The organism is uncultured Fibrella sp., from assembly GCF_964250085.1.
Taxonomy (GTDB): domain Bacteria; phylum Bacteroidota; class Bacteroidia; order Cytophagales; family Spirosomataceae; genus Fibrella.
The window spans coordinates 30,505-53,254 of record NZ_CAXUEC010000004.1 but is presented as its reverse complement, the minus strand read 5'-3'; the positions used below and the strand labels follow the sequence as shown (position 1 = coordinate 53,254).

General features: G+C 52.6%; 21 protein-coding genes and 1 pseudogene. 8 read left to right on the top strand and 14 right to left on the bottom strand.

Going from position 1 to position 22,750, the window contains the following annotated elements:
* Positions 1–115: 115 nt before the first annotated feature.
* The gene (locus tag ACFE8Q_RS13880) at positions 116–1,288 is read left to right on the top strand and encodes a cellulase family glycosylhydrolase (RefSeq protein WP_375446009.1); all 1,173 of its coding nucleotides are present in this window, start codon (positions 116–118) and stop codon (positions 1,286–1,288) included.
* 91 nt (positions 1,289–1,379) lie between these two features.
* Here the strand turns inward: ACFE8Q_RS13880 and ACFE8Q_RS13875 are convergent, their stop codons facing one another.
* A complete protein-coding gene (locus tag ACFE8Q_RS13875) occupies positions 1,380–1,751 on the bottom strand; it encodes a c-type cytochrome (RefSeq protein WP_375446008.1) in 372 nt (123 codons plus the stop codon).
* A 209-nt stretch (positions 1,752–1,960) separates the two neighbouring features.
* Between ACFE8Q_RS13875 and ACFE8Q_RS13870 the strand changes: the two genes are divergently transcribed.
* Complete coding sequence (locus ACFE8Q_RS13870; protein WP_375446007.1) at positions 1,961–2,173, top strand: hypothetical protein; 213 nt, start codon at positions 1,961–1,963, stop codon at positions 2,171–2,173.
* Between the two features lie 68 nt (positions 2,174–2,241).
* Here ACFE8Q_RS13870 and ACFE8Q_RS13865 read toward each other — a convergent pair whose 3' ends face one another.
* The 5 genes from ACFE8Q_RS13865 to ACFE8Q_RS13845 all read right to left on the bottom strand — a co-directional run bounded on the left by ACFE8Q_RS13865 (position 2,242) and on the right by ACFE8Q_RS13845 (position 7,235).
* Positions 2,242–2,835 carry a hypothetical protein gene (locus ACFE8Q_RS13865; protein ID WP_375446006.1) on the bottom strand — a complete coding sequence of 198 codons (594 nt, stop codon included), beginning with the start codon at positions 2,833–2,835 and terminating at the stop codon, positions 2,242–2,244.
* A gap of 112 nt (positions 2,836–2,947) precedes the next feature.
* Complete coding sequence (locus tag ACFE8Q_RS13860) at positions 2,948–4,102, bottom strand: endonuclease/exonuclease/phosphatase family protein (protein ID WP_375446005.1); 1,155 nt, start codon at positions 4,100–4,102, stop codon at positions 2,948–2,950.
* 43 nt (positions 4,103–4,145) lie between these two features.
* The gene (locus tag ACFE8Q_RS13855) at positions 4,146–5,096 is read right to left on the bottom strand and encodes a hypothetical protein (RefSeq protein ID WP_375446004.1); all 951 of its coding nucleotides are present in this window, start codon (positions 5,094–5,096) and stop codon (positions 4,146–4,148) included.
* A 76-nt stretch (positions 5,097–5,172) separates the two neighbouring features.
* Complete coding sequence (locus ACFE8Q_RS13850; protein ID WP_375446003.1) at positions 5,173–6,555, bottom strand: sensor histidine kinase; 1,383 nt, start codon at positions 6,553–6,555, stop codon at positions 5,173–5,175.
* The gene (locus ACFE8Q_RS13845) at positions 6,555–7,235 is read right to left on the bottom strand and encodes a response regulator (protein ID WP_375446002.1); all 681 of its coding nucleotides are present in this window, start codon (positions 7,233–7,235) and stop codon (positions 6,555–6,557) included. Before ACFE8Q_RS13845 ends, ACFE8Q_RS13850 begins: the two co-directional genes overlap by 1 nt.
* A gap of 226 nt (positions 7,236–7,461) precedes the next feature.
* Here ACFE8Q_RS13845 and recQ point away from each other — a divergent pair, with 226 nt between their 5' ends.
* Together recQ and ACFE8Q_RS13835 are read left to right on the top strand one after the other, a co-directional pair.
* Entirely contained in the window at positions 7,462–9,675 is a 2,214-nt protein-coding gene (gene recQ, locus ACFE8Q_RS13840) for a DNA helicase RecQ (RefSeq protein WP_375446001.1), read from the top strand.
* A 271-nt stretch (positions 9,676–9,946) separates the two neighbouring features.
* The gene (locus tag ACFE8Q_RS13835) at positions 9,947–11,077 is read left to right on the top strand and encodes a hypothetical protein (RefSeq protein ID WP_375446000.1); all 1,131 of its coding nucleotides are present in this window, start codon (positions 9,947–9,949) and stop codon (positions 11,075–11,077) included.
* A 129-nt stretch (positions 11,078–11,206) separates the two neighbouring features.
* Here ACFE8Q_RS13835 and ACFE8Q_RS13830 read toward each other — a convergent pair whose 3' ends face one another.
* Genes ACFE8Q_RS13830 through ACFE8Q_RS13820 form a run of 3 tightly spaced genes read right to left on the bottom strand, consistent with a single transcriptional unit; the run spans position 11,207 to position 12,253 of the window.
* Positions 11,207–11,611, bottom strand: coding sequence for a gamma-glutamylcyclotransferase (locus tag ACFE8Q_RS13830; RefSeq protein ID WP_375445999.1), 405 nt, complete (start codon positions 11,609–11,611; stop codon positions 11,207–11,209).
* A gap of 40 nt (positions 11,612–11,651) precedes the next feature.
* Positions 11,652–12,044 carry a type II toxin-antitoxin system VapC family toxin gene (locus tag ACFE8Q_RS13825; protein ID WP_375445998.1) on the bottom strand — a complete coding sequence of 131 codons (393 nt, stop codon included), beginning with the start codon at positions 12,042–12,044 and terminating at the stop codon, positions 11,652–11,654.
* Complete coding sequence (locus ACFE8Q_RS13820) at positions 12,026–12,253, bottom strand: hypothetical protein (RefSeq protein WP_375445997.1); 228 nt, start codon at positions 12,251–12,253, stop codon at positions 12,026–12,028. Before ACFE8Q_RS13820 ends, ACFE8Q_RS13825 begins: the two co-directional genes overlap by 19 nt.
* 80 nt (positions 12,254–12,333) lie before the next feature.
* Between ACFE8Q_RS13820 and ACFE8Q_RS13815 the strand changes: the two genes are divergently transcribed.
* Entirely contained in the window at positions 12,334–12,570 is a 237-nt protein-coding gene (locus ACFE8Q_RS13815) for a hypothetical protein (protein ID WP_375445996.1), read from the top strand.
* 79 nt (positions 12,571–12,649) lie between these two features.
* On the opposite strand, the gene ACFE8Q_RS13810 is transcribed toward ACFE8Q_RS13815, so the two are convergent.
* Positions 12,650–14,293 carry a S8 family serine peptidase gene (locus tag ACFE8Q_RS13810; protein ID WP_375445995.1) on the bottom strand — a complete coding sequence of 548 codons (1,644 nt, stop codon included), beginning with the start codon at positions 14,291–14,293 and terminating at the stop codon, positions 12,650–12,652.
* A gap of 265 nt (positions 14,294–14,558) precedes the next feature.
* On the opposite strand from ACFE8Q_RS13810, the gene sucC (ACFE8Q_RS13805) reads away from it, so the two are divergent.
* Positions 14,559–15,776, top strand: a complete 1,218-nt coding sequence (gene sucC, locus ACFE8Q_RS13805; protein WP_375445994.1) for an ADP-forming succinate--CoA ligase subunit beta — start codon at positions 14,559–14,561, stop codon at positions 15,774–15,776.
* Positions 15,777–15,878: 102 nt separating this feature from the next.
* Here sucC (ACFE8Q_RS13805) and ACFE8Q_RS13800 read toward each other — a convergent pair whose 3' ends face one another.
* The gene (locus ACFE8Q_RS13800; RefSeq protein ID WP_375445993.1) at positions 15,879–16,766 is read right to left on the bottom strand and encodes an Rpn family recombination-promoting nuclease/putative transposase; all 888 of its coding nucleotides are present in this window, start codon (positions 16,764–16,766) and stop codon (positions 15,879–15,881) included.
* 46 nt (positions 16,767–16,812) lie between these two features.
* Between ACFE8Q_RS13800 and sucC (ACFE8Q_RS13795) the strand changes: the two are divergent.
* Positions 16,813–17,013 (top strand): annotated as a pseudogene (gene sucC, locus ACFE8Q_RS13795) (succinate--CoA ligase subunit beta); the annotation flags it as partial.
* A gap of 207 nt (positions 17,014–17,220) precedes the next feature.
* Here the strand turns inward: sucC (ACFE8Q_RS13795) and ACFE8Q_RS13790 are convergent.
* The 3 genes from ACFE8Q_RS13790 to ACFE8Q_RS13780 form a co-directional block, all read right to left on the bottom strand.
* The gene (locus ACFE8Q_RS13790) at positions 17,221–19,629 is read right to left on the bottom strand and encodes an alpha-L-rhamnosidase C-terminal domain-containing protein (protein ID WP_375445992.1); all 2,409 of its coding nucleotides are present in this window, start codon (positions 19,627–19,629) and stop codon (positions 17,221–17,223) included.
* Between the two features lie 72 nt (positions 19,630–19,701).
* Complete coding sequence (locus tag ACFE8Q_RS13785; protein WP_375445991.1) at positions 19,702–21,570, bottom strand: glycoside hydrolase family 2 protein; 1,869 nt, start codon at positions 21,568–21,570, stop codon at positions 19,702–19,704.
* 111 nt (positions 21,571–21,681) lie between these two features.
* Positions 21,682–22,143 carry a hypothetical protein gene (locus ACFE8Q_RS13780; protein WP_375445990.1) on the bottom strand — a complete coding sequence of 154 codons (462 nt, stop codon included), beginning with the start codon at positions 22,141–22,143 and terminating at the stop codon, positions 21,682–21,684.
* Between the two features lie 186 nt (positions 22,144–22,329).
* On the opposite strand from ACFE8Q_RS13780, the gene ACFE8Q_RS13775 reads away from it, so the two are divergent.
* The gene (locus ACFE8Q_RS13775) at positions 22,330–22,626 is read left to right on the top strand and encodes an SCP2 sterol-binding domain-containing protein (RefSeq protein WP_375445989.1); all 297 of its coding nucleotides are present in this window, start codon (positions 22,330–22,332) and stop codon (positions 22,624–22,626) included.
* Positions 22,627–22,750: the final 124 nt, after the last annotated feature.

Sequence of the window (22,750 nt, the reverse complement as noted above, 5' to 3'; positions counted from 1 at the left end):
GCCGACGCCTAAAAATGGCTTTTTTCTGCTTTTAGCAGTAAGCCAGGCGAACGTACCTGACTAACCGGTACGTGACGTTGGTTAAGCTATTCCCAATTATTCTTTTGAACTAGATATGCATCAATTCCTTACGCTGCTGATGGCCTTCTGGCTGTCGGCCATGCTGAATTTTGCCCAGGCTCAGTCGACCGATGTACCTTCGGCACCGGGGCGGTGGTCGCCCGCAAGAGCCAATGCCTGGTATGCCAAAGAACCGTTTCTCTTCGGTGGCAATTACAACCCGGCCAATGCCATCAACGAACTCGAATTCTGGCAGGCCGAAACCTTCGATCCGGCCACGATCGATAAAGAATTGGGTTGGGCCGAGAAGATGGGCATCAATACCATGCGCGTTTTTCTGCATGATCTGCCATATCAACAAGACACCAAGGGGTTTATCAAACGGATCGATACGTTTCTGGGCATCTGTCAGAAACATAGGATTCGGCCTATGCTGGTGCTTTTCGATTCGTGCTGGGACCCATACCCTAAACTGGGTAAGCAGCACGAGCCGGTTCCGGGCATTCATAACTCAGGATGGGTACAATCGCCGGGGGCCGATGCGCTTACCGACGTGTCGCAATATCCCCGCCTCGAAGCCTACGTGAAAGGGGTGATGGGTGCCTTCAAAAATGACAATCGGGTGCTGATGTGGGATATGTGGAACGAGCCGGATAATACTAATGATAACAGCTACGGCGCTAATCATACCATCAAAACAGAGTTACCCAAAGACCGTAAGATTGCCATTATCGGTAAGTTGTTGCCCCAGGTTTTCCAATGGGGCCGGTCGGTAAATCCAACACAGCCGCTCTCATCGGGCATCTGGCGCGACTTTGTCGATGACTGGAGCAACGCCGCCGCCATTCCCGCCTTTAACCGGATGCAGTTAGAGAACTCAGACGTAATTACGTTTCACCAGTATAGCGATGCGCCTGCTCTGGAAAAACTGATTGCCGGTTTGAAAAAACTAGGCCGCCCGTTGATCTGTACCGAGTTTATGGCGCGGGGTGTGAACAGCAAATTTCAAACGCATCTGCCTATTGCCAAACGCGAAAAAGTGGGGATGATCTGCTGGGGATTTGTAGCCGGTAAATCACAGACCTTCCTGCCCTGGGATAGCTGGCAGAAACCCTACGTAAACGGCCGCGAGCCAAGTGTCTGGTTCCACGAAATTCTGAAAGGCGATGGCACCTTCTATGACCCTGCCGAAGAAACGGCCATCAAATCAGCAATGGGTAAAAAATAGGTCTCACCGGGCAACGCCCGGTGAGACAAAAACAGAAAAAGCCGTCCCAGCTAATCCGGGACGGCTTTTTTATGATTCAGCAAAGCACGGATTAGGCTTTCTTGCCTTTCTTGGTGCTGGCTTTTTTTGCGGGAGCTCCGTCGAGTGTGTTGATCCACGTAGCCAGTTTCAGTGCGTCTTCTTTAGGGACCTGTTTCATCGGAGCCATTGCAATATAACCGGGCCAGTTGACTGGTTTCGGGTTATAGATCAACTCGACAATCTGATCGTTGGAATAGTTGCGTTTAGCCACGTCTTTGTAGGCCGGTCCAACCAGGCGTGTATCTACTCTGTGGCAGGCGATGCACGTGTACTTGGTCATGAGGGCCTTCATATCGTCAGGAATGTTATCCTGCGCCTGGGCTGAGAATGATGCCGACAATAGACCGGCGGTAGCAAGGAGGAAGCCGAACGCTTTTTTCATCGTGAGAATGATTGGCAATTGGGTTGACTAAAAAAATGTATTGTAGTAGTTAGGGAGGACAAATGTAACCGGTAGCCAGTGCCGAATCCAATTCAATACTGACTTATTAACAGCCTAACAGGTATAAGACCGGTTTTTACCCTAAAAGTTTAGTCTACGCCAAAAATGAGTTGAACGAACTTGCCCACACCCACCGGGGTTTTGCCTGTATGACAACCTACGACTTCAAAACGTACCATACGCGGTCGATCAATGCCGCGACAGCAGACGAACGGGCGGCCATTAATGAGGAGCTTAAAGCAATATATGCCAATCTTACCGAGGAAGAGAAAGACGCGTTCAATACGCAGCTTCAGACGTTTCTGGCCCGCGAAATGGGCCGCCTCAAATCTGACTATGAATCAGTAAAGGGAAACCTGTAGAGTAGAAAAAGGCTGGGTACGTTCGTGAACGTACCCAGCCTTTTTTTATGGAATCGAATTGCTGCTGATCAGTCTTTGAGGCTGCTCAGGTACGTCTTGTTGCCGTTCTTATTGATGTAATACTTCCCACCCCGTGGGCCGGTCATTACCTGCTCGCCGTTAGGGCCTTTCATCGACCGGTCAACGGGTGCTTTGTAGTCAGCGGGCGTTGCTTTCGTTTCTGCTTTCGACGCCACTTTGTCGGCTTTTTTCTCAGACTTAGTTTCTTTCTTGTCGGCTTTGGCTTCTTTTTTCTCGGCCTTGGTGGCGTCGGCTTCTTTCTTGTCGACTTTGGCTGCTTTCTCGGCCTTTTTATCCGCTTTAGCTACGGCAGCATCGGTGGCATTTGTCTTTGTTGCTTTCTCCGCTTCCTTAGCTGCTTTCTTTTCTGCTTTTGCCGCTGCTTTATCCGCCTTGGCTGCCTCTTTTTCAGCGTCTGTTTTCGCCGATTTCTTCTCCGCTTTGGCTTCTTTCTTATCGTCCTTCGCTTCTTTCTTATCCGCTTTAGCCTCCGTCTTTTCTTTCTTAACTTTCTCTTTCTTAGGCTTTTCGTCCTGAGCTGGTGCATTGAATGCGACTAGTATGCCCAGTAGGAATGTTAGCCACATGCTTGTCTTTTTCATCGAATGGTTTGATTAAGGTGTAAAATCTGGTATTGGACGGAAAAGTGGGTGAAAAGTTGCCCAAAACCAACACCTTAAGCGAAATTTAAGGTGGATTTTCCCTGAGTATATTTCAGTGTTGTGCCAGGACTGGCGCGTGAGTGCTGATCGATTTTTTCAGCACATACTGGGCCACAACGGGAAAATGGTCGGAGAAAGAAACACCGGATAGAGTCTGACAGGTTTTGATATGCCAGTCGCTACTCACAAACTGCTGATCAATGCGAACGCAGTAAGGGTGGCGGTTCAGCGTGAAACCGAGGCCCTGTCCTGCTTCTTCAAACGCATTTCTGAAATTCCGGCTGAGCTTCCCGTACGAATAGCCCATTGGGGTTTCGTTGAAATCACCGCAAATAATGACCGGATAGCGGCTGCCCGCTACGTACGACTCCACCTCCTGCACCTGCGCATTCCGGTTCTCGAACCCTTCCTTTAGCCGCCGGAACGTATCCCCGATTTCGGCGAAAAAGCGGCCAGCATCGCCTGCTTTAAGGGCCGTCACGATCTTACTGGTCCGTACGCCCATCGACCATAAGTGGACGTTTACTACCCGGATCGTGTCGGCGCCGTAGGCGATATCGGCGCATAAAAAGCCGTTGATGTCAGGACCCTTGGTTCGATCCCAGATACGGCCGTATTGTTGCACAACAGGGTATCTGGAAAACAGAGCTAGCCCCACCTGCCGATCTGTATCGAAGCAGGTCAGCTTCTGAACTTTAGCCGAGTATTGATGCTCGATCTGGGTATTGGGCGAGTACTCCTGAAAGCACGCAATGTCTGCTTTCAACAGGGCGTCGAATTCCGTTGTTGTGCCAGTCGGGAATGTTTCGCTGTTGAAGCTAAGTACTTTCAGCGCCTGTGCCTGACTAAGGTCCATAGCACCCGTACTTGTGCCGACAACCCGTTTTATCAGGAGAAAGGAGAATAATACCCATACCAGACCGGCCATAGCAATGGCGTGCTGCTGTTTGTAGAGGAGGTATCCGCACGCAACTATGCCGCTGGGAATGGCCAAAGGCAGGCTCATCATCACAAAGCCGGTAAGCCAATGCCCTACCATCGGATAATAGCAGAGCGCCACAGTCAGAAACAGGTAAATAAGCGCCGTGTAGGCAACTGGAAACTGCCGGTAGCGGGTAAAAAACAGCCGCACTGCATCGGTTAACGTACCCCAGAAAAAGGGTAAAAACGAAGCGAGTATATCCGTGATCTTACGAAAGGTGATCATGTTTTGAACGTTTATTGACAGACAGGTCTGCCAGAGGAGAGCCTTATTTTACATCGAACTGGCCATCGCCAATTCGGAAGCCCTCGGTGTATAATTCCACTGTATACGTACCTGGTTTGTAGGCAGCATCCCGGTGAAAAAAGATAGCTATCTGCTGGTCATTGGGTTGCAGCTCAATGGTTTGGCGGGTGCTGTACCCAATCTCGCGCCCATCCAGCCACAATACGCCAGCGCCGGTGTTATAACCCACCACTGCCCCGGTAGCATCCAGAATGCGCACATACACATCGGCGCTACGTACCTGAGCCACCGGATTAGACGGGATGATGAACGCTATTTTCAACCGGTCGATACGCGACGCTTTGTAGGGGCCGCCCCGGCGCTCTTTCCCGTTGGAAGCCAGCGCACTTACCTCCAAGTTGACCGCCTTGATGGCCGACGCCAGCGTCACTTTTTCTTTCAGGTCAGCGTTCTGAAGCGAATAAGCAACGACCGTTTTGGCCAGCGTTGCCCGTTCATCCTTCAGGCCCTCATTTTCGGACAGTATGCGCTGCTTTTCTTTCTCAAGCAGGCGGGCCTGGCTTTGGAGGGTGCCATTCTCTTCTTTGAGTTTGCGAATGTCGACGTCATTCTGCACCAGGAAATCCTGGTAATCCCGGATCTTCAAGTCGTACTGCTGAAGCGAGAAGGTGAGGTCGTACTTCAGCTTTTTCTTGTCATTTTCAAGTTGCCGCTTGATGCGCTGTAGCCCGGTCACGCTGCCGCCAAGCTGACGTACCTCCACAATCTTCTGGTTGAGGACAGTAGCAATGGAATCTAATTTCTGCTGAATGCTGGCAAACTGCTCTACTTTGGTCGTTAGCTGCTTCTGAACCTCCAGGGTTTCGTTTCGGGAGCCAATGAACAGATAAGCCAGCAACGACAGAATGCCAACCAGCGACCCGATGGTCATGTTGATTGCCCCCTGCTTGGTATTCATCATGTCTGCTTCCATTTTTCTGGCTAAACCGGTAAGCCACAAAGCAACGACACGTAACTTAACGGGGACTTAAGCTCACTTTAAATTTACCTTAAAACGGTACATTATTAGCCAGAATCAGGGTAAACGTGGTGCCTTCGGTGGTCGACTGCACAGAGATAGTGCCTTTATGAAGGCGCGTAACCTGGTCGACAACGGCAAGCCCAACGCCATGCCCCTTGCTCGACAGCGCGGTTGAGTTGCCCCGGAAGAAGGGCTGAAAAATGTGTACCAGGTCGGCGGCGGGAATCTGGGGACCTTCGTTGAAAACAGCTATCCTTATTGTTCTGTCGTGGACCTGAAAGGTAACGTTGGCCGTTTTGGCGGGCGAAAACTTACAGGCGTTATCAATCAGGTTCATGAGCAGGACCTTCAGGGCTGCTCTGTTTCCCTGGGTCAGCAACGCATCTTCATCATCGGGAAAATCGGTGAACGTAAGCTGCACGATGTAGTCGTCGTGCCAGGCCTGCAACTGGGTTTTTGTTTCCCAAAGTAACTCGTCCATGCGTACTGGCTCGACCTGCATGGTGTTGGCCTGAATCGACGAGTTGGCCAGTTCGAGCAGGGCGTTGGTTAGTTGGGTAAGGGTGCGGGCGTCTTCCTGCAGGGAGTGCAGCGTACGTTCATACACCTCCGGCGCCCGCCGCTGAATCAACGCCACGTCGATCTGGGAATTGATTTTAGTAAGTGGGTTTTTTAACTCGTGCGACACATTGGCGATGAACATTTTCTGCGTGTTCAGCGCCTGCTCGATGCGGTCGAGCAACTGGTTGAACGTGGATACCAGCTCCCCAATCTCGTCTGACCGATTAGGGTGGGTCACGCGCTTTTCCACGTTGGCCGGAAAAATGCTGTTCACCTGCTTAATGATGCCCGACATAGGGGCCAGTGCCCGGTCGGCAAAGAGCCAGCCCGACATGCCCAATAATAGAATGGCGGCCAGGATCATGACCAGCAGAATCTTCTTCAAATCGATCAACGCTTCGTGCCCTTCCTGATCAATACCACTGGCAATCACCCAGTTGCTGCTGTTGCCACCAGTGAGGCGAATGGCGACGAGCTGCTGGTCATCTTTATGGAGATAGAGCGTATGGACGGCCGAATCGAGTTGAGGAATAAACTGTTCATGGAAGCGGGTATTCGCCGGATTGGTGGAAAATAGAATGGTTCTGGATCGTTCGTTATAGACCGAAATACTTTCGTTTAGCAGAAGTTTTTTTTCGGCTGTTTCGATGAGTCGCAGCACCGTGCTGTCGGTTTGCTGCAGATCGAAGAGGAGGGTAGTGGTGGTGATAGCACGGTCCTGAAGGCGTTTGTAGAACCGTTTTTCCAGGTACAGCTTGCTGAAGAAATAAACACCAAGCGAAAAGAACAGCAGAATCAGCGTGACCAGAACGGCGAATTGGTAGGTGAGCCGGGTACGTATATTGATCATTACGAAATCACTTTTACAACGTACCCCATGCCGATCTGCGTGTGAAGCAGTTTGGGCTCGAAATCCCGATCTATCTTCTTGCGGAGGAAGTTAATGTACACTTCGATTACGTTGGTGCCGGTGTCGAAAGTCACATCCCAGAACCGCTCGGCCAGCTCTACTTTGGAGATCACGCGCCCCTGATGCCGCAGGAAGTATTCGAGCAGTTGAAATTCTTTGGCCGTCAGCGCAATTTCCTTGCCTGCCCGAACCACACTTTTGGTATCGGGATTTAACTCCAGATCCGCAATTTTTAGCAGGTTGGCCGTTTGGATCATGTTATGGTTGCGCCGCGTCAACGCCCGTACCCGCGCCATGAGTTCGCGGAACTCGAAGGGTTTCACCAGGTAATCGTCGGCCCCGGCGTCGAGCCCCACGATCTTGTCATCCGTTGTGCCCAGGGCAGTCAGCATCAGGATGGGGGTGGCTACGTTGGCATCGCGCAGCTTTCGGCAGAGGTCGAGCCCATTGATGCCGGGCAGAATAATGTCGCAGATAATGAGCGCGTACGCTGATCGAATCGCCAGTTGAAACCCCATTGTTCCGTCGTAGGCTACGTCGACTTCCCACTGGTGCTCTTCAAGACCCTGCTTGATGCTCTGAACGGTCTTGACCTCATCCTCGATAATCAGAATTTTCATGACAGTGTGCGTTGGGGGAACACCTAAGCGGGTTAATATAGGTAACAACCAGTTAAAAGCGGGGTTTAGCCTGCCTCAACGGCCAATGTAACGCGGACTTCAGTCCGCATCTTCAACTGATAACCCGAGAATGCGGACTGAAGTCCGCGTTACGCTGGCCGTTGAGGCAGGCCAAATGGGGTAAATTTCGTATCTTTACTATACAAACGTTTCGCTTGTCCACCGTATGATAACCCAACAGTCACCGCTTTCAACCCGCCAGGAACCCACCGGTCAGGACCCCGTTGTTTACCTGAAACGCTACTATGGCTATGATCGCTTCCGGCCCATGCAGGAGGCTATTATTCAGTCGATTGTGAGCGGGCGCGATACGGTGGTGCTCATGCCAACGGGCGGTGGAAAATCAGTTTGCTTCCAGATCCCGGCGCTGATGATGCCTGGTCTGTGCGTCGTGGTGTCGCCGCTGATTGCGCTGATGAAAGACCAGGTCGAGGCCCTGCACCTCAACGGGATTGCGGCGGCTTATATCAACAGTTCGCAGGGCGTAAAAGAAATGCGGGAGGTGGAGGCCAATTGCCTCAACGGCAAGCTGAAACTGCTGTACGTGTCGCCCGAAAAATTATTGTCCGAATCGTTCTATACGTTCCTGAACCGGATCAACCTCTCGATGTTCGCCATCGACGAGGCACACTGTATATCGTCGTGGGGCCATGATTTCCGCCCTGAATATACGCAGCTTAATACGTTGCGGAAGTGGTTTCCGAACGTACCTATCATTGCCCTCACCGCCACCGCCGACCGCCTGACCCGGCAGGATATTTCCGATCGCCTCGACATGCGTGATCCGGCGGTGTTTATTGCATCATTCAACCGCACCAACCTGAGCCTTCAGGTGCTGCCCGGCACCAACCGCATTGGGCAGATCACTAAGTTGCTGAGCCTGAAACCGGGCACGTCGGGCATTATTTATTGTCTGAGCCGGAAATCGTGCGAAACGCTGGCGACGAAGCTGATGGAAAAAGGCTATTCGGCCGCGTTCTATCATGCGGGTATGGAATCGAGCGAGCGAGCCCGTATTCAGGAGGCTTTCCTACGCGACGATGTCCGCATCATGTGCGCCACCATTGCTTTTGGTATGGGCATCGACAAGAGCAATGTGCGCTGGGTGATGCACTACAACATGCCTAAGAATATTGAGGGCTATTACCAGGAAATTGGCCGCGCCGGGCGGGATGGGCTGCCTTCGCAGACGGTACTTTTCTACAGCTTTGCCGATGTAGCCACCTACACGCAGATGCTCACCGAGAACAAACCGGCCAACCTGGAATTGCAACTGGCGAAGCTGGAACGGATGAAGCAATATGCCGAAGCTAACACCTGTCGCCGTCAGATATTGCTGTCGTACTTTTCGGAACAACTGGCCGAACCCTGCGGCAACTGCGACGTGTGCCGTAGCCCCCGCATCACCTTCGATGCCACCACCATTGCTCAGAAAGCCCTTTCGGCCATTATTCGGTTGGGTGAACGCGTGCCGATGAATACCCTGATCGACGTGCTGCGCGGCTCACGCAACTACGCCATCGTGTCGCAGGGATTCGACAAGATAAAGACCTACGGCGCAGGTGCCGACCTGAAATTCGAGGAGTGGCGGAGTTACCTGCATCAGCTTATCAATATCGGCGTGATTGAAGTAGCGTACGAAAACCATTACGCGCTCCGCAAGGGCCTGCTGGCCGATGATGTGCTGTTCAATGGCAAAACCATCAGCCTCGTTCGCCCCGACGACGTACCCAAACCAGTGGTCGAAAAAGCAACACGTACCCGTGGCGATGGGGCTGGCTCGGCCAATCGCGACGAGCTGTTCGAGCGGCTGCGTGCGCTCCGCAAACGCATTGCCGATGCCCAGAACGTGCCGCCTTATGTGGTCTTCACCGATTCGACACTGGAGGACATGGCCCGGCTGCGCCCCACCACGCCCGACGCTTTCCGTAACGTATCGGGTGTGGGCGAACGTAAACTGGAAATGTTCGGCACCGCTTTCCTGACCGAAATAGCTGGTTTTTTGGGCGTTCAGGTGGGAGTGAGTGCGAGTCAGGTACGTAGTGAAGCTCCGAGTCGGCCGCGCGAAACGGCAAAACCAAAAGGGACCACCCAGCAGATGACGTTCGAGCTTTACCAGCAGGGAATGACCATCCAGCAGATTGCACAGGCCCGTGAGCTTGGCCCCTCAAGCATTGCCAACCACCTGATTCAGTTGAACCGGGGTGGCTACGACGTTGACCTGGAAAGCCTGATCACGCCCGATGAACGCCGCGAAATCGAAGCAGCCATCGCCACGATTGGTATTGAGGAGAACCGCACTAAACCCGTTTTCGAACACCTGGAAGGCCGTTACGATTACGGAAAGATCAACATCACCATCGCGCTGATGGGGCGATAGCCGACACGGTACAACGCTGCTCGTTTGCGTGGCTATGCGCTGAGGCTTCTTTGTGGCCAGAACTGGCTGAGTAGCTGCGATGAAGGCGATATGCCCGGCACGTACCCGCTGGTAGTCCAAAGAGCGGAGTTCGGCCCTGTTCGAGCAGGCGATAAACTAGTCACTCAATTAGCTGACCGCCAGAAACTAGGTTGCCGTCTAGATGATATTCTGTTTTTCGGGCAGTCTACCTGGCGTTGGTCACTACCTTGAGCTTTTAAAAAGACGGTTTATGCTACTAACATACGATGACTTTCGAGCACGCACTGCCAGGGAAAATTTTTTTCAGTTCAGAGGCTCTAACCTGAAGGAAGTGGATGAGGCCCTTCAGGAATATTGGAAAGATGCCAAAAGGGGATCACCGCAGCAGGTGATTCACCTGATCAACGTCCTCAAGGCCTGTGCCACCTGGTTCAAACGAAAACAGGGCAAATCGGATAACAAGTCTCTGGGTGGGGGTAGCGATTTGTTTATACGGCGAAAGGTAGTTATTGACGATCTGGGTAGAGCCGCCCTGGCCGATCTGAACACGGCCCTTGCCGGGGCCAGTGCGAACACGATCACACCACAGCAAAAGTTTGCGATTCAGTTTCATAAAAATAAATTCAACACGCTGAATAACGCTCTCACACAGGCACCAACGCCCACGAAGTCCATGGAGCAGAGCTACCAGCCAGAGCGGTCAACCTATCTGGCTTCCAAAAAAGTAAAAGCCGTATCGGGTACCGGGGTACACGCGGTGCATGGCGATATAAACTCGGGTAGTGTTGCTATGATGAACCAATACCCGGCCAAGCGGAGCGACGCCGTGAGCCAGGCGCTACGTAAAGATGTGAATCTGTTGACGGACGCTGATTTCAAAGCACTCGATGAGTATGCCCGCAAGGCCAAGATGCATTTAGATGTGGTGTATACCAAACGGGAAGACCGGGATAAGCTGATGGTTTTCGTAGACGGGCAGGGGCGGCTGTGCGATGTCAACAATGTGCTGATCTCAACGAATGGGCCAGTGCTGTATGCGATGGATCGCTACGGTAATCTGTTCTGCGAGAAAGAGAAAACAAAGAGGGGAGTCATCTATAACCATTCTTCGTTCAACGCAGGCAACGACGTGATCTGCGCGGGGGGGATCATAATTGCCGCTGGCGTTCTGATGGAGATAGACAACCGCAGCGGCCATTACCAGCCCAGCCGGGATAACCTGCACAACTGCGTGGAGGTTCTCCAACAGGAAGGAGTAGACCTGAGTCAGGCTGCTGTATCCGTCGCATACAAAGTGGGCGAAACCCTGACGTCGGATGAGTATAAAGCGACCACTTTCCTACAGAACAAACAGGCTCCCCCCGATCGGGTCAAGCGGTAACGTTCAACCAATCAGCCACCCCGGCGGCGCCAGAAGGTGGTCCACTGTCGGGGTGGCTGACCGGGTAGCAGAAAAAAAGCCAGCACGAACCAGCCCACGCCGACCATCGCGCTGTGTTTCTGTAGCCATTTAACGGGTCAGGAAATTGCCCGATTTGATCCTGGTCTGTTGACCATCGGCCCGCATAAAAACGTACATCTGGCAACGTACCTCACGGGGCGAGATGGGCTCACCCGATGCGTCACTGACCAGTTGCACAAGCACCTCCTGCCGGGCATACTCATCATCGGGGTGATTGTCAATGCCTTCGTAATCGTCAAGCTGTTTCAGAATCGTTTCGTCGGTAAGGGCAAACACGTCGCCCCAAACGCGGTATGGGCTATCTGGCTCGTAAGTGGCGCCGGGATACCAGCCCAGGTCTAAGAGGCGGCCAGGTACGTATCCATGACCTACAAAATCAGCATTTTTCCGAAGAAGCTGGGCCATCGGATTGTCGTACGTGTTGCGAAGAGTGCCGTAAACGAATAGATTCATGCAGAAGCGTCATGTACTGCCAAAGGGCGAAAGCCGAAAATTACAGATCAGTGAAGGGGTTAATATAGCTTAGCTCGGCTATTTTACGGAAATCGCCGTCATTGCGAGAAATCAACGTCCAACCGTGAACAAGTGCTGTAGCTGCGATCACGGCATCTGGCAACTTCATTTTATAGGCTTGTCTTAACCGAATAGTTTGCTGAATAATGCCAATTGACAGATCAATTATCTGACAGTCAGCTACGAATGTTTCCAGAATAGAATAACTTTCTGGACTAGGTGATGCCCAACTAAGTAATTCAATTTGGCTGATGACCGAGAGTTGGCAAGAATTATCAATTAGCGTAGAGAGGAACTTTTCGGCGTTCGAAGGTAACTTCCCGTCTAACAAGTAGATGATGGTGTTTGTATCAATCAGATAGGCCGTTCCCATTCGTTCCGTAGTGTGCCGAGTTGTTCATCTAACTGGTCAAGTGTCTGCCCCGTATTTAACTGACCAATGAATGAAGACAATTTTTTTTTGACAGATTCTGTTGATACAGTTGACGGAGACGGCAAGAGCTCGATCAAGTTAAGATCAGCCAGATCTCGTAATAGTTGCATGGCCTTTTCATTGTGAATGGCAACAGTAACAACAGTCATAACAGTGTAATTGGTTGATAGACAAATATAAGCTATTCCGTTCCTAAACATACACTGGCATTAAAGCTATATAGCTCCAGATGAGTCCTGAAGAACTCCAAACACGCCACAGCCAACGGTTGCCGACGTTACTTTCTGCCCTGCATATGCTGTATGTGGGGCGGGCACTGACTGGCTTTGTTGCCGATAACCAGTCGCCCCGTCTGGCTGTCGACCTAGACGTTGTTGATGCCACTATCGAAGCCTTCACCGATGAAATCTGTGCCACCGAATTACTCCACGAAGCGGCGTTGCTGGTGGGAGACGTGGAAGGGTAAATTTCAAGGGCGCTGCTAAGTCATACTACGTAGTATGACTTAGCAGCGCCCTTGAAATTTGACACCTGAGACTTGGCACTTACTTCACCGTCATCGCCAGTTTCACGGCTTCGGCGGCATTTACGATACCACCCGATTTGCTGAGCGTGCTGAACGGGACCAGCGGGCCCCCCGCCCGGCCAGGTAGCCGAACCATCACATCGGGTTTGTACGCACTTTTCATCAAAATGTCTTTCACCTGTACGGCTGTCAGGTTTGGAAAATACGACCGGATCAGGGCCGCAACACCCGCCACGCAGGGCGACGCCATGCTCGTGCCCGTCAGGCTCTGGTAGCCATTGTGGGGCGTAGTGGCGTCGATGTCGGTGCCGGGGGCAAACAGATCAACGCGGGTGCCGTAGTTCGACGATGACGCGGGCAGGGTAGAATTTAGCCGACGGGTTGAATTACCCACCGTCATGTAGTTCTTCGCAATCGTGCCATCTTCGTATTCAGGCCGTGGGTACGTTGGCAGCGAGTCAACGTTTTCGCCATTGTTGCCAGCCGCATGCACCAGCAGAACATCCTTTTCTTCAGCGTATCTGATTGCTGCATCAACGGCATCTTTGTACGGCGAAAATCGCTTGCCAAAGCTCATATTAATGACTTTAGCGCCATTGTCGACCGCATACCGAATGCCATTGGCCACGTCTTTGTCGCGTTCGTCGCCACCGCTCGGCACCACCCCAACCATCATCAGCCGAACATTATCGGCAATACCATCGACTCCCACGCCGTTGCCGCGTTTCGCACCAATGATACCTGCTACATGGCTGCCATGCATCGCCAGTTCTTCCGATGAGCCAATGGTCAGCTTGGGACTGCCGTAGTAGCGTTCGTTCGGGTTGTTGGGGTCATCGCCAACTGCTTTACGGGCGTTTACAGGAGGTTCGCCGGTGCCGACGTCTTCAAGAATAAGCTCTTTCAAACGACTGTAAAACAGCTTCACCCGCGAGGTCAGTAAATCAAATGAGGCTGCTCTTGGATCAAAGATTTCACCGAGTAAATATTTTGCACCAATGGCAGCGGTGTCGGTGCCAGCCTGAGCCGAAGCAATGCTCTCGGCAACGAATGGCTTGCCGGTCAGGGCCGTTGCCATCGCGTCGATGCCCCGAACGTACGTTGCTGAATCACGCACCAGCGCCCGTAGCGAGGCCGATCTTACATTTGGTTTCAGTGATTGGGCTTTGGCTTTCTGATAAATGTCGTACTGTTTCTTTTCCGTTGCCGACAGTTTGGCCGGGTCGGCATTCTCGAATTTGGCCTTCCAGTCCGTTGTGATCTGGTTTACTTCGTCCATATCAGCTTCGTAGGTGGTACCATCTTTCGCGCCCATGAAGTTCCAGCCGTTCACGTCATCGACGTACCCGTTCTTATCATCGTCGGCGTTGTTGCCGGCAATTTCTTTCGCGTTTTTCCAGATCACGTCGCGCAGGTCTTCGTGGGCAAGATCAATACCCGAATCAACCACACCGACGACTACCGGAACCGATTTGCGGCCTTTCAATAGCTGATAGGCTTTATTGAGGCTAATGCCCGGAATAGAATCGGTGGCGGGGTCTTTGTATGACCACTGGTTAAACTTCGTAGGGGGATTCAGCGATTGAGCCACCCCGCAGACTGGCAGGCTAAGGCTTGCCATCAGGGCCAGTGCTAAAGGCCCGGTGATTGATGTGTTTTTCATTACCGTAAATAACGTTGAAATCCTGGTTTATGTGCGGTAATGAGGGACCACACATTTATTTTTTGACAGGATTTACGGGATGAACAGGATTTTCCTTTTCTTCAGAGCAAACAAAAGAGTCCTGTTAATCCCGTAAATCCTGTCAAAAATTGTGTTCGATTCAACTGAACGCAAATATGTCCCATACACGATAAGAGGTTATCGCAACAGTAAATCTATTTTAAGCCTAACTTGCGGGCATTAATCAACGCGTGTTGCTGTCCGTATGAACATCCACGAATATCAGGGTAAAGAAATATTGAAACGCTACGGCGTTCGGATTCAGGAAGGCATCGTTGCCGAGTCGCCCGAAAAAGCGGTTGAGGCCGCCAAACTGATCATGGCACAGACAAACTCAAAGTTTGTCGTCGTGAAATCACAAATCCATGCCGGTGGGCGCGGAAAAGGCCAGGTAAAAGGCGGCACGCAACGCGGTGTGGCCCTTGCCAAGTCGGTTGATGACGTGCGCGAAATCGCTAAAAACCTGATCGGCAATGTGTTGGTAACCATCCAGACTGGCCCCGAAGGCAAGAAAGTCAATAAAGTGCTGGTGGCTCAGGATGTATATTATCCGGGCGAGAGCGAGACTAAAGAGATGTATGTCGGCATTCTGCTCGACCGGGGTAAGGGCTGTAACGTCATCATGGCGAGCACCGAAGGCGGGATGGACATTGAAGAAGTGGCCGAACATTCACCCGAGAAAATCGTAAAAGAATGGATCGATCCAGCCGTGGGTCTTCAGCCGTTCCAGGCGCGCAAAATCGCCTTTGGACTGGGAATGACCGGCGAAGCGTTCAAAGAGATGGTCAAATTTGTGACCAACCTCTATAAAGCGTACGTGGATACGGATGCCTCGATGTTTGAGATCAACCCCGTTCTGAAAACATCGGACAATAAGATCATGGCGGTCGATGCCAAAGTAAACATCGACGACAATGCCCTGTACCGTCACCCTGATCTGGCCAATTACCGCGACGTGTCGGAGGAAGATCCGCTCGAAGTAGAAGCATCAGCCAACGACCTGAACTATGTTAAACTCGACGGAAACGTGGGCTGCATGGTAAACGGTGCAGGCTTGGCGATGGCTACGATGGATATCATCAAACTGTCGGGCGGTGAGCCGGCCAACTTCCTGGATGTTGGGGGTGGAGCCAACGCCAAGACGGTAGAAGCTGGTTTCCGAATCATCCTGAAAGACCCGAACGTGAAAGCCATCCTGATCAATATCTTCGGTGGTATCGTTCGTTGCGACCGGGTGGCAACGGGTGTGGTTGAGGCCTACAAAGCCATCGGCGACATTCCGGTTCCGATCATCGTTCGCCTGCAAGGCACCAACGCCGCCGAAGGGGCCCGCATCATCGACGAGTCGGGCCTGAAAGTACAGTCGGCCGTTGCTCTCTCAGAAGCCGCCGAGAAAGTACGGCAGGTAGTGGCCGCGCTGTAACGTACTTGAGTTATACACAAAAAGGGCTCTCCTACGAACAGGAGAGCCCTTTTTGTGTATAACTCAAGTACGTTACAGCGCGGCCACCTCGCGTAACTCATTCTACAAGTCTTTGGCAAGTTGGCGCTGAATATCAAGAACAAACTCAACAGGAACACCTATTGAATTGGCAACCTGTTCAATTGTCAAACTCTTCAAGGCCAGCAAGTTTTGCACAGCGTTTGTTCTGATTGCTAAACCCTCAGCTTCCTTAGCCTCTTCAATCTTCTTCTGTTCATTGTTAATGGCTACAGCATTGGCTGCAATGGTCATTTCGTAGACAAGTCGCTTCTCAGGTGACATAGCGCGGGTATCTAACTCTCTGATCGCCGTTTCTAACCATTCTTCCGTCCAGAAGGTCGGAAACTGCGTCGGCTCTGTCACAGTGTCTATCGTCTTCATAGTGTAAATCAGTTTGTCAAGATCGGTTTGAACGTCAGTCAACAATTTTTTGAACTTGTCTAACTCTACGGTGATAAACGTCATCTGGTCATCTATCAGTTCATTGTTCTGATTTTTAAAAACTGCAACGTTATGATAATCAACAATTTGTGGTAGAATGCTGACTGCTAAAATGCCAATGCAATAGATTCTCGGTAAACCCTCGAATTGGTACTTGCCCTTCCGAATTAATGTATTCAGCCGGTACAAAGCATAAAACTTCATCCGTTGAATGAACGCTGGATATTCGCCCAACTGCATTTCAACTATAAACTGATTGCCAGTCTCGTCGGTGCAAAAGAGATCATAAATGCCACTTCGGCTGTCTTTGGTCAAGCCTTGAATCTCGTTCTGTATAAACTCAATAGTCTGAATAGGTACCGGCGATTGGATAAGAGCCTGTAAGGCCTTTCGCAAAAAACGAGTATCCGACTCATTACCGAATGTAACCTTGAAACCATAATCGGAAAGAATGGATATAAACCGCTCGTTATCATTGTACAAGTTCATGCAGTAAAGTTATTAGACGCTATTGAAAAACAGTTGGCGATCGTTCCGCTGCGACCGGGTGGCAATGGGTGTGGTGGAAGCCTACAAAGCCATCGGCGACATTCCGGTTCCGATCATCGTTCGCCTGCAAGGCACCAACGCCGCCGAAGGGGCCCGCATCATCGACGAGTCGGGCCTGAAAGTCCAGTCGGCCGTTGCCCTCTCAGAAGCCGCCAAGAAAGTACGGCAGGTAGTGGCCGCGCTGTAACGTACCTGAGTTATAACAAAAAGGGCTCTCCTACGAACAGGAGAGCCCTTTTTGTTATAACTCAGGTTGTTGCTTACGCCAGGCCCTTTCTTCGACAGGCTCAGGGTGACAACTCACTCAAGCAGGTGAATGACAACCTTGAGTGGCAATGTCACCCTGAGCCTGTCGAAGGACCTGGCGTAAGCAACAACTCAAGCTTCCCGGTCTTCACAAACTCACTACTTGTTTGCCGGGTTTTAACGGCAGGGTACGTCCCTGCCAGCGGAGTGTGCCGGGAACACCGGCAGGTAGCGTGACTTCACCTTTAAGCGTGTTGTTCGGGCCTTTTTCAAACTGAACGGAAATGGCCCCGGCGGGGTGAGGCATGCTGCCTTCGACCTTTGGCAACGTACCCAGATAAGGCGTGATGTTCACTGAACGGAAGCCCGGTTCGGCGGGATTGATGCCACAAACCGTTGATAGAAACTCGTAGACGGGCGAAGCACTCCAGGCGTGGCAGTCAGAGCGGGTGGGCTCTGGCTGTTCGGCGAAGGTGGTCAGGCCGTTGGCGATCATGGTATGCCAGGGCTGTAGCTGCGGTATGAATTCGTCGCCCATACCGGTTTTTTTCAGGGCCTGAAACAAATAAAATTTGAAGTAATACGTAGCCGGGCGCAGGCTGTCGGCCGGGGTGGGGCGCATCAGGGTTGTCAATACGCTGCGTTGCTGATTGGCGGGAATGGCGTTGCTCAGGATGGCCAGAATGTTGGCGTGCTGGCTGAACTGTTTCTTCTCGGGCGTATCGGCCAGCAAGCCACGGGCGGGTACCCAACAGCGTTCCATCACGGCTTTGTTGAGCCGGCGGGCTAGTTCGCGGTACTGTTCGGCCTTCTGATTCTGACCGTAATGAGCAAACAGATCGGCTGCTTTCAGGTACGTATAAGCTTGCTGCAACGTCAGAATGCTTGATCCGCCACCGTGCGAACCTGCCGGTACGCCGCCGATATTGTCGGCCTGATTCCAGGGCCACGCCCAGTCCACAAAATTCCACCAGGTGAGCGATCCGTTCAGGCCGGTTTGCCGGTCGAGGCGGGCTTCGTGCCAGTTCAGTACCCGTTCGATGCCGTTGAGCCGGGCACTGACAAAGGCGTCGTCGCGGCGATGCATCCAGTAGTCATGGACCATCGTGACCCAGAATAGTGAAAACGTAGGAATAACCTGCTGATCGGCTGATGGATAGCGGCTTTGCGTTAGCCCTTCAGGCAGGCGGCTTTCGTCATATTCGACGATCGCTTTTCGCATCAGCCGATCGTCGCCAGTTACGTAGAGCGAGATCAGCGACTGGATGCGGGTGTCACCAACATACTGTAACTGTTCGTAGTAAGGGCAGTCGAAATAGGTTTCGCCCGCACAGAGTTGGGCCGTTCGCCAGCCAACATCCCACACCCGGGTGAGGCTGCTGTCAGGTACGTTAAAGCGGGCTTTCTGCTCGAATGGATAAGCCGTGTAGTCGCCCTGCAACCGGTTGATGGTCAACGGTTCATCCTGTGTCTCGATGGCCAGTTGCAGATACCGGTACGTTCGGAACCACAGCGGTCGGAAGGTTCGCTGCTGACCACCATCGGCCATAAACTGATCCTCGAATCCTTTGATCTGCTTACCATCTACCTCATTCCGGTTGCCTTTCTGGCCATTCGCATTCACCAGGCTTTCGGCGTAGGTCAGCGTCATTGACGCCCCTTTGCCAGCCGAAACCGTCAGTTCGGGATATGCGTTGGTCAGCGTTTTCTGGTCGAAAAGAATAACAGCCCGGGTTTTAGCGGGAACAACGAAGGTGGTTTTCCCCGCCAAAAAATCGGGTGGAACGGTTACGCCTTCAGCTCGCCGAACGGCGGCTAACTGCACCGGGGCGCTGGTCATTTGCGGAATGGTGCGTGGTACTAATCCCCAGTTTCCGTCAGAGCCGAAGCCATGTGGTTTGGCCGAGAACCAGGCCGGTTTTGCGGCTGGCCAGGCGGCATCGTTGAAGTCGGGCTGCTCCCATCCCCAGGGGTACAAGCTGGCGTCGACCCGGTCGCCGTCGCCCACGACGATGTAGGTACGTAGCTTGGCAATATCATTCTTTACCGGTGAATAGGCGGGGTTTTGAAACACCTTCCAACTGGCGTTGGTGTTCGCGACCTTCTCCGCTTCGCCATCACCCTGCATGACAAAACCCAACTGGTAGCTCATCTGCGAAACGGGTGCCGATTCGCCCAGTTGCCACACCTGCGCCGCCAGCGTGTTGTTTCCCGCTTTTAGAAAAGGAGCCAGATCAATGGTCTCGTAGTTCCAGTGCTGCGGATCGCTGCGTGCCGGCCCCATCGCCACCGACTGACCATTGACAAACAGGCGATACCGGTTATCGGCCGAGACATGGACAACGAACGTACCTGGCTTTTGCGGCAGGCTGATCGTCTTACGAAAATGGTAAATGCCATATTGCCGGACCGAGGCCGTCGGGTGAACCAGCCAGTTGGCCGCCCAGGTCGTTGTTTGCCATTTCGACAGGGGAGCGGGCTGGGATGGCTGATAAACGGTTTGGGCCTTAAGCGAGACGCAGACAGTAACAAGCAGGGGTAAAAGCAGATGGCGCATAGGCCAAAGTTAATACGGGTTTTACCCCACCCCAACCCCTCCCCATTAGGGAGGGGCTAATAAAGATAGTTTTTAGCCCCTCCCTAATGGGGAGGGGTTGGGGTGGGGTGCGCTCCTAAGTAGCCCCTCCGGCACGCTTAGTTCGCCCGTTTGCGGGTCGATGAGGCCGTTGCGTTCGTCTTCGATGTTGGTTGCCTGCGTGTATACATCGCCGCCAATCGCACGGGCGCGTAACTCGGCTTTAAACTGCCTGATCCGTTCGGCCCGGTCTTCGGCATCCTGTGGGCCACCGTAATCGGCAAAGCCAAAGCCGCCCCACTCGCTAACAACGAGCGGCACCTGCTTACGGTAAAAAAACGGATCACCCACCACCAGCGGACGGGCCGCTACGCCCTCGATATCACCCCGCACAAGCCGGTCGAGCATACTGCGCCACTGAGTCAGGTCGGGCGTGTAGAGATGGGCCGTAAGTAAGTCGGATTTCAGGCGGCCTTCCTGCGAAATGTGGTGCCAGCCGTCATTATCCACGACCAGAAACTGCGGGTGGTAAATCTGCATGTAGTGGTACGTATCTACGATGTATTGCCGTGTTTCGGCACTGTTGGCAATGTCCTCTGCGCCCCAGTCTTCGTTGTATAAACTCCAGATAATGACCGACGGGTGCGTCTCGATCAGTGTAAGCATACGCTCCAGTTCGGCGCGGTGATTCTCCCGGCTTCGCTGATTGGAGCGGTGCGGGCTCGGAACTTCCACCCATAATAATAGTCCCAGTTCGTCGGCCAGGTTGTAGATGCGGGGGTCGATACCGGCGATATGTACCCGCACCAGGTTACAACCCAGTTTCTGCATGGCGTAGAAATGCCGCTGCATTTCCTCATACGTAGCCCGTCCGGGCTGATACAGAATACCGTCCAGGTACGTTGCTTTGCCGTTGAGATACACACAACAACCCCTGGCCTCGGCTTTCCGCAGGCCAAAATGGGCTTCTATCTGGGCCGTATTGCCCTTTTCATCAACAAGTTGAGCAGTGAGCCGGTACAGATGCGGGTCCTCCGGCGACCAGAGTCGTGCGTTGGGCAGTTCAACCACTACGCGCTGGTTCTTCTGGCCAAAATCCAGATGCAACGGAAACGATTCCGTGGCCAGTGCTCCCGCTCCCGGGTTGGTTTGATCATCGATCTGAAGGTGAATGACGTAGTTGCCGGGGTCATGGATACGTGTGGCGAGGTTGAACCGGACCAGGTTGTCTTCGATCACGCTGACCACGCCCACCCGCGAGCGTAGCCGGTTGCGTTCTACGGGTTCCAGCCACACGCTTCTGACCGGCCCTGTATACGTCTGATACCAGATGCCGCCGCGCTTATAAACCAGCGACTCCTGTTTGCCACGGGGAATATCGGCGTCCATCGTATCGGCGATACGTACGGTGAGGCGGTTGGTGGGCTGAAGTAATTTCTCTCCCAGTTCATACGAAAAGGAGGTGTATTCGCCATAATGGATGAATTCGCCCTCGATGGTCTGCAACGGTTTGCCGTTCAGCCAGACCTGCGTTTCGTAGCCACAGGCCCCAAACGTAAGCTGGAACATAGGTTGTGGCCGGTCTCCGCTAGTCGGGTCGCGTTCGGGTAGTTCGAATTCGCGTTCGTACCAAACCACTACCTTATCCCGCCAGCCGGGCCCGTCGTTGGCCTGATGCGCCTGGGCAATATGGTCTTCTACCGAGCCGGGCCAGTGGGCCGTATAGGCGTAGTCGTGGCCTAACTGCCAGTTCTGGGCCAAGCCTTCGTCGGCCATGTCGTGGGTAAACTGCCATTCGCCGTCGAGCAGCAGGTACGTGTTCGAGCGGAGTACAGCGCGGGGCAGCGGATTAATGGGAGCAGAAGCAACGGCCGGTGTCGGCAGACTTTCTGTCGCGTTGAAATTGCGGTAGGTCGGATGCATTCGGGTGTCGTAGTTGATACGTACCCAACTCACACCAGATAAAGGAGGTTAGCGAAACTGATTTCTCGGCATTGCCCCCTCGCTTCAGGGCGGGGGGCATTGCCCTTCATCTCATTTCATCTCCCGCAGGCAAAAACCGTACATGACGGCGAACAGTACGCTGAAAAACACACTGAACGACGTACCCAGACTTGCCAGACCAACGAAGTAGATCGGCAGGGCAAACCCCAGGATAGCACCGATGATGTAGATGTAAAAACCAATACGCCTGAGAAAGAACATGAGCACCACACCAATGAGCGCAACCAGCGAATAGACCAACTGCGACAGGCTAAGTTGCCGGACTACGCGTGGATCTTCCGGCATCGGGTTGTCGCTGTTGGCACCACTGTCTTCGTAAAACGTTTTCGGATCACGGCGGTCGGGGTTGGCTTCGTTGCTCGGTTTATGACCGGTAAAGGGTGTTTCGGCCACCGCTTCCGGGTTATTAAGGGCAATACTACTTTCGATCAGGCCCCAGGTACAACTGATGAACGAGAAAATACAAAGAATCGTAAGAAATTGAGAGCGCATAAAGGGGAGTTTGTCGTTTGTTGTCTGTAGTTTGTGGTTGCGCTGCTGACCAACCATTCGTTGCTTAAGCGGAGCAACCCCAAACCCCAAACGACAAACCACAAACTTTTTTGTTGTGAACTTCTGGTTACCGGAATAGTTTTACCCCGTAATAGTGTACAAAAAAACCATATTTCGACCAGAATCATGACACTTCAGGAACTGACAGACAATATCCGCACCCGCGTGACGAATGCCGACAGCCTCGATGCTACTGCCAAACTCGTTACCGATCAGGGTATTGTCTTTATTGACGCCAAACAATCACCCGCTGTTGTGTCCAACGAGGATCAGCCTGCCGACACCGAATTGCACGTTAAAGTGGCCGATCTGGAGCGCATGGCTACTGGCGATCTAAACCCGATGATGGCCTTTATGACGGGCAAGCTAAAGGTGAAAGGCGATATGGGCGTGGCCATGAAGATGGGCCAGGTGATGGGCTAACTGGTAAAGAGCGAAAGGTAAATGACGAAAGAGTGAGTTGTGAATGCACGGGTGGGCGCGCGAATGAGTTAACAAATCGTTAATTTGACGGCGTGATCACTTGTTTACCATTCACTCTTTCCCT

Excerpts from the sequence above, each read along its gene's own strand:
- ACFE8Q_RS13880 (WP_375446009.1), top strand. The coding sequence starts at position 116 with ATGCATCAATTCCTTACGCTGCTGATGGCCTTCTGGCTGTCGGCCATG.
- ACFE8Q_RS13875 (WP_375446008.1), bottom strand. The coding sequence starts at position 1,751 with ATGAAAAAAGCGTTCGGCTTCCTCCTTGCTACCGCCGGTCTATTGTCG.
- ACFE8Q_RS13870 (WP_375446007.1), top strand. The coding sequence starts at position 1,961 with ATGACAACCTACGACTTCAAAACGTACCATACGCGGTCGATCAATGCC.
- ACFE8Q_RS13865 (WP_375446006.1), bottom strand. The coding sequence starts at position 2,835 with ATGAAAAAGACAAGCATGTGGCTAACATTCCTACTGGGCATACTAGTC.
- ACFE8Q_RS13860 (WP_375446005.1), bottom strand. The coding sequence starts at position 4,102 with ATGATCACCTTTCGTAAGATCACGGATATACTCGCTTCGTTTTTACCC.
- ACFE8Q_RS13855 (WP_375446004.1), bottom strand. The coding sequence starts at position 5,096 with ATGGAAGCAGACATGATGAATACCAAGCAGGGGGCAATCAACATGACC.
- ACFE8Q_RS13850 (WP_375446003.1), bottom strand. The coding sequence starts at position 6,555 with ATGATCAATATACGTACCCGGCTCACCTACCAATTCGCCGTTCTGGTC.
- ACFE8Q_RS13845 (WP_375446002.1), bottom strand. The coding sequence starts at position 7,235 with ATGAAAATTCTGATTATCGAGGATGAGGTCAAGACCGTTCAGAGCATC.
- recQ (WP_375446001.1), top strand. The coding sequence starts at position 7,462 with ATGATAACCCAACAGTCACCGCTTTCAACCCGCCAGGAACCCACCGGT.
- ACFE8Q_RS13835 (WP_375446000.1), top strand. The coding sequence starts at position 9,947 with ATGCTACTAACATACGATGACTTTCGAGCACGCACTGCCAGGGAAAAT.
- ACFE8Q_RS13830 (WP_375445999.1), bottom strand. The coding sequence starts at position 11,611 with ATGAATCTATTCGTTTACGGCACTCTTCGCAACACGTACGACAATCCG.
- ACFE8Q_RS13825 (WP_375445998.1), bottom strand. The coding sequence starts at position 12,044 with ATGGGAACGGCCTATCTGATTGATACAAACACCATCATCTACTTGTTA.
- ACFE8Q_RS13820 (WP_375445997.1), bottom strand. The coding sequence starts at position 12,253 with ATGACTGTTGTTACTGTTGCCATTCACAATGAAAAGGCCATGCAACTA.
- ACFE8Q_RS13815 (WP_375445996.1), top strand. The coding sequence starts at position 12,334 with ATGAGTCCTGAAGAACTCCAAACACGCCACAGCCAACGGTTGCCGACG.
- ACFE8Q_RS13810 (WP_375445995.1), bottom strand. The coding sequence starts at position 14,293 with ATGAAAAACACATCAATCACCGGGCCTTTAGCACTGGCCCTGATGGCA.
- sucC (WP_375445994.1), top strand. The coding sequence starts at position 14,559 with ATGAACATCCACGAATATCAGGGTAAAGAAATATTGAAACGCTACGGC.
- ACFE8Q_RS13800 (WP_375445993.1), bottom strand. The coding sequence starts at position 16,766 with ATGAACTTGTACAATGATAACGAGCGGTTTATATCCATTCTTTCCGAT.
- ACFE8Q_RS13790 (WP_375445992.1), bottom strand. The coding sequence starts at position 19,629 with ATGCGCCATCTGCTTTTACCCCTGCTTGTTACTGTCTGCGTCTCGCTT.
- ACFE8Q_RS13785 (WP_375445991.1), bottom strand. The coding sequence starts at position 21,570 with ATGCATCCGACCTACCGCAATTTCAACGCGACAGAAAGTCTGCCGACA.
- ACFE8Q_RS13780 (WP_375445990.1), bottom strand. The coding sequence starts at position 22,143 with ATGCGCTCTCAATTTCTTACGATTCTTTGTATTTTCTCGTTCATCAGT.
- ACFE8Q_RS13775 (WP_375445989.1), top strand. The coding sequence starts at position 22,330 with ATGACACTTCAGGAACTGACAGACAATATCCGCACCCGCGTGACGAAT.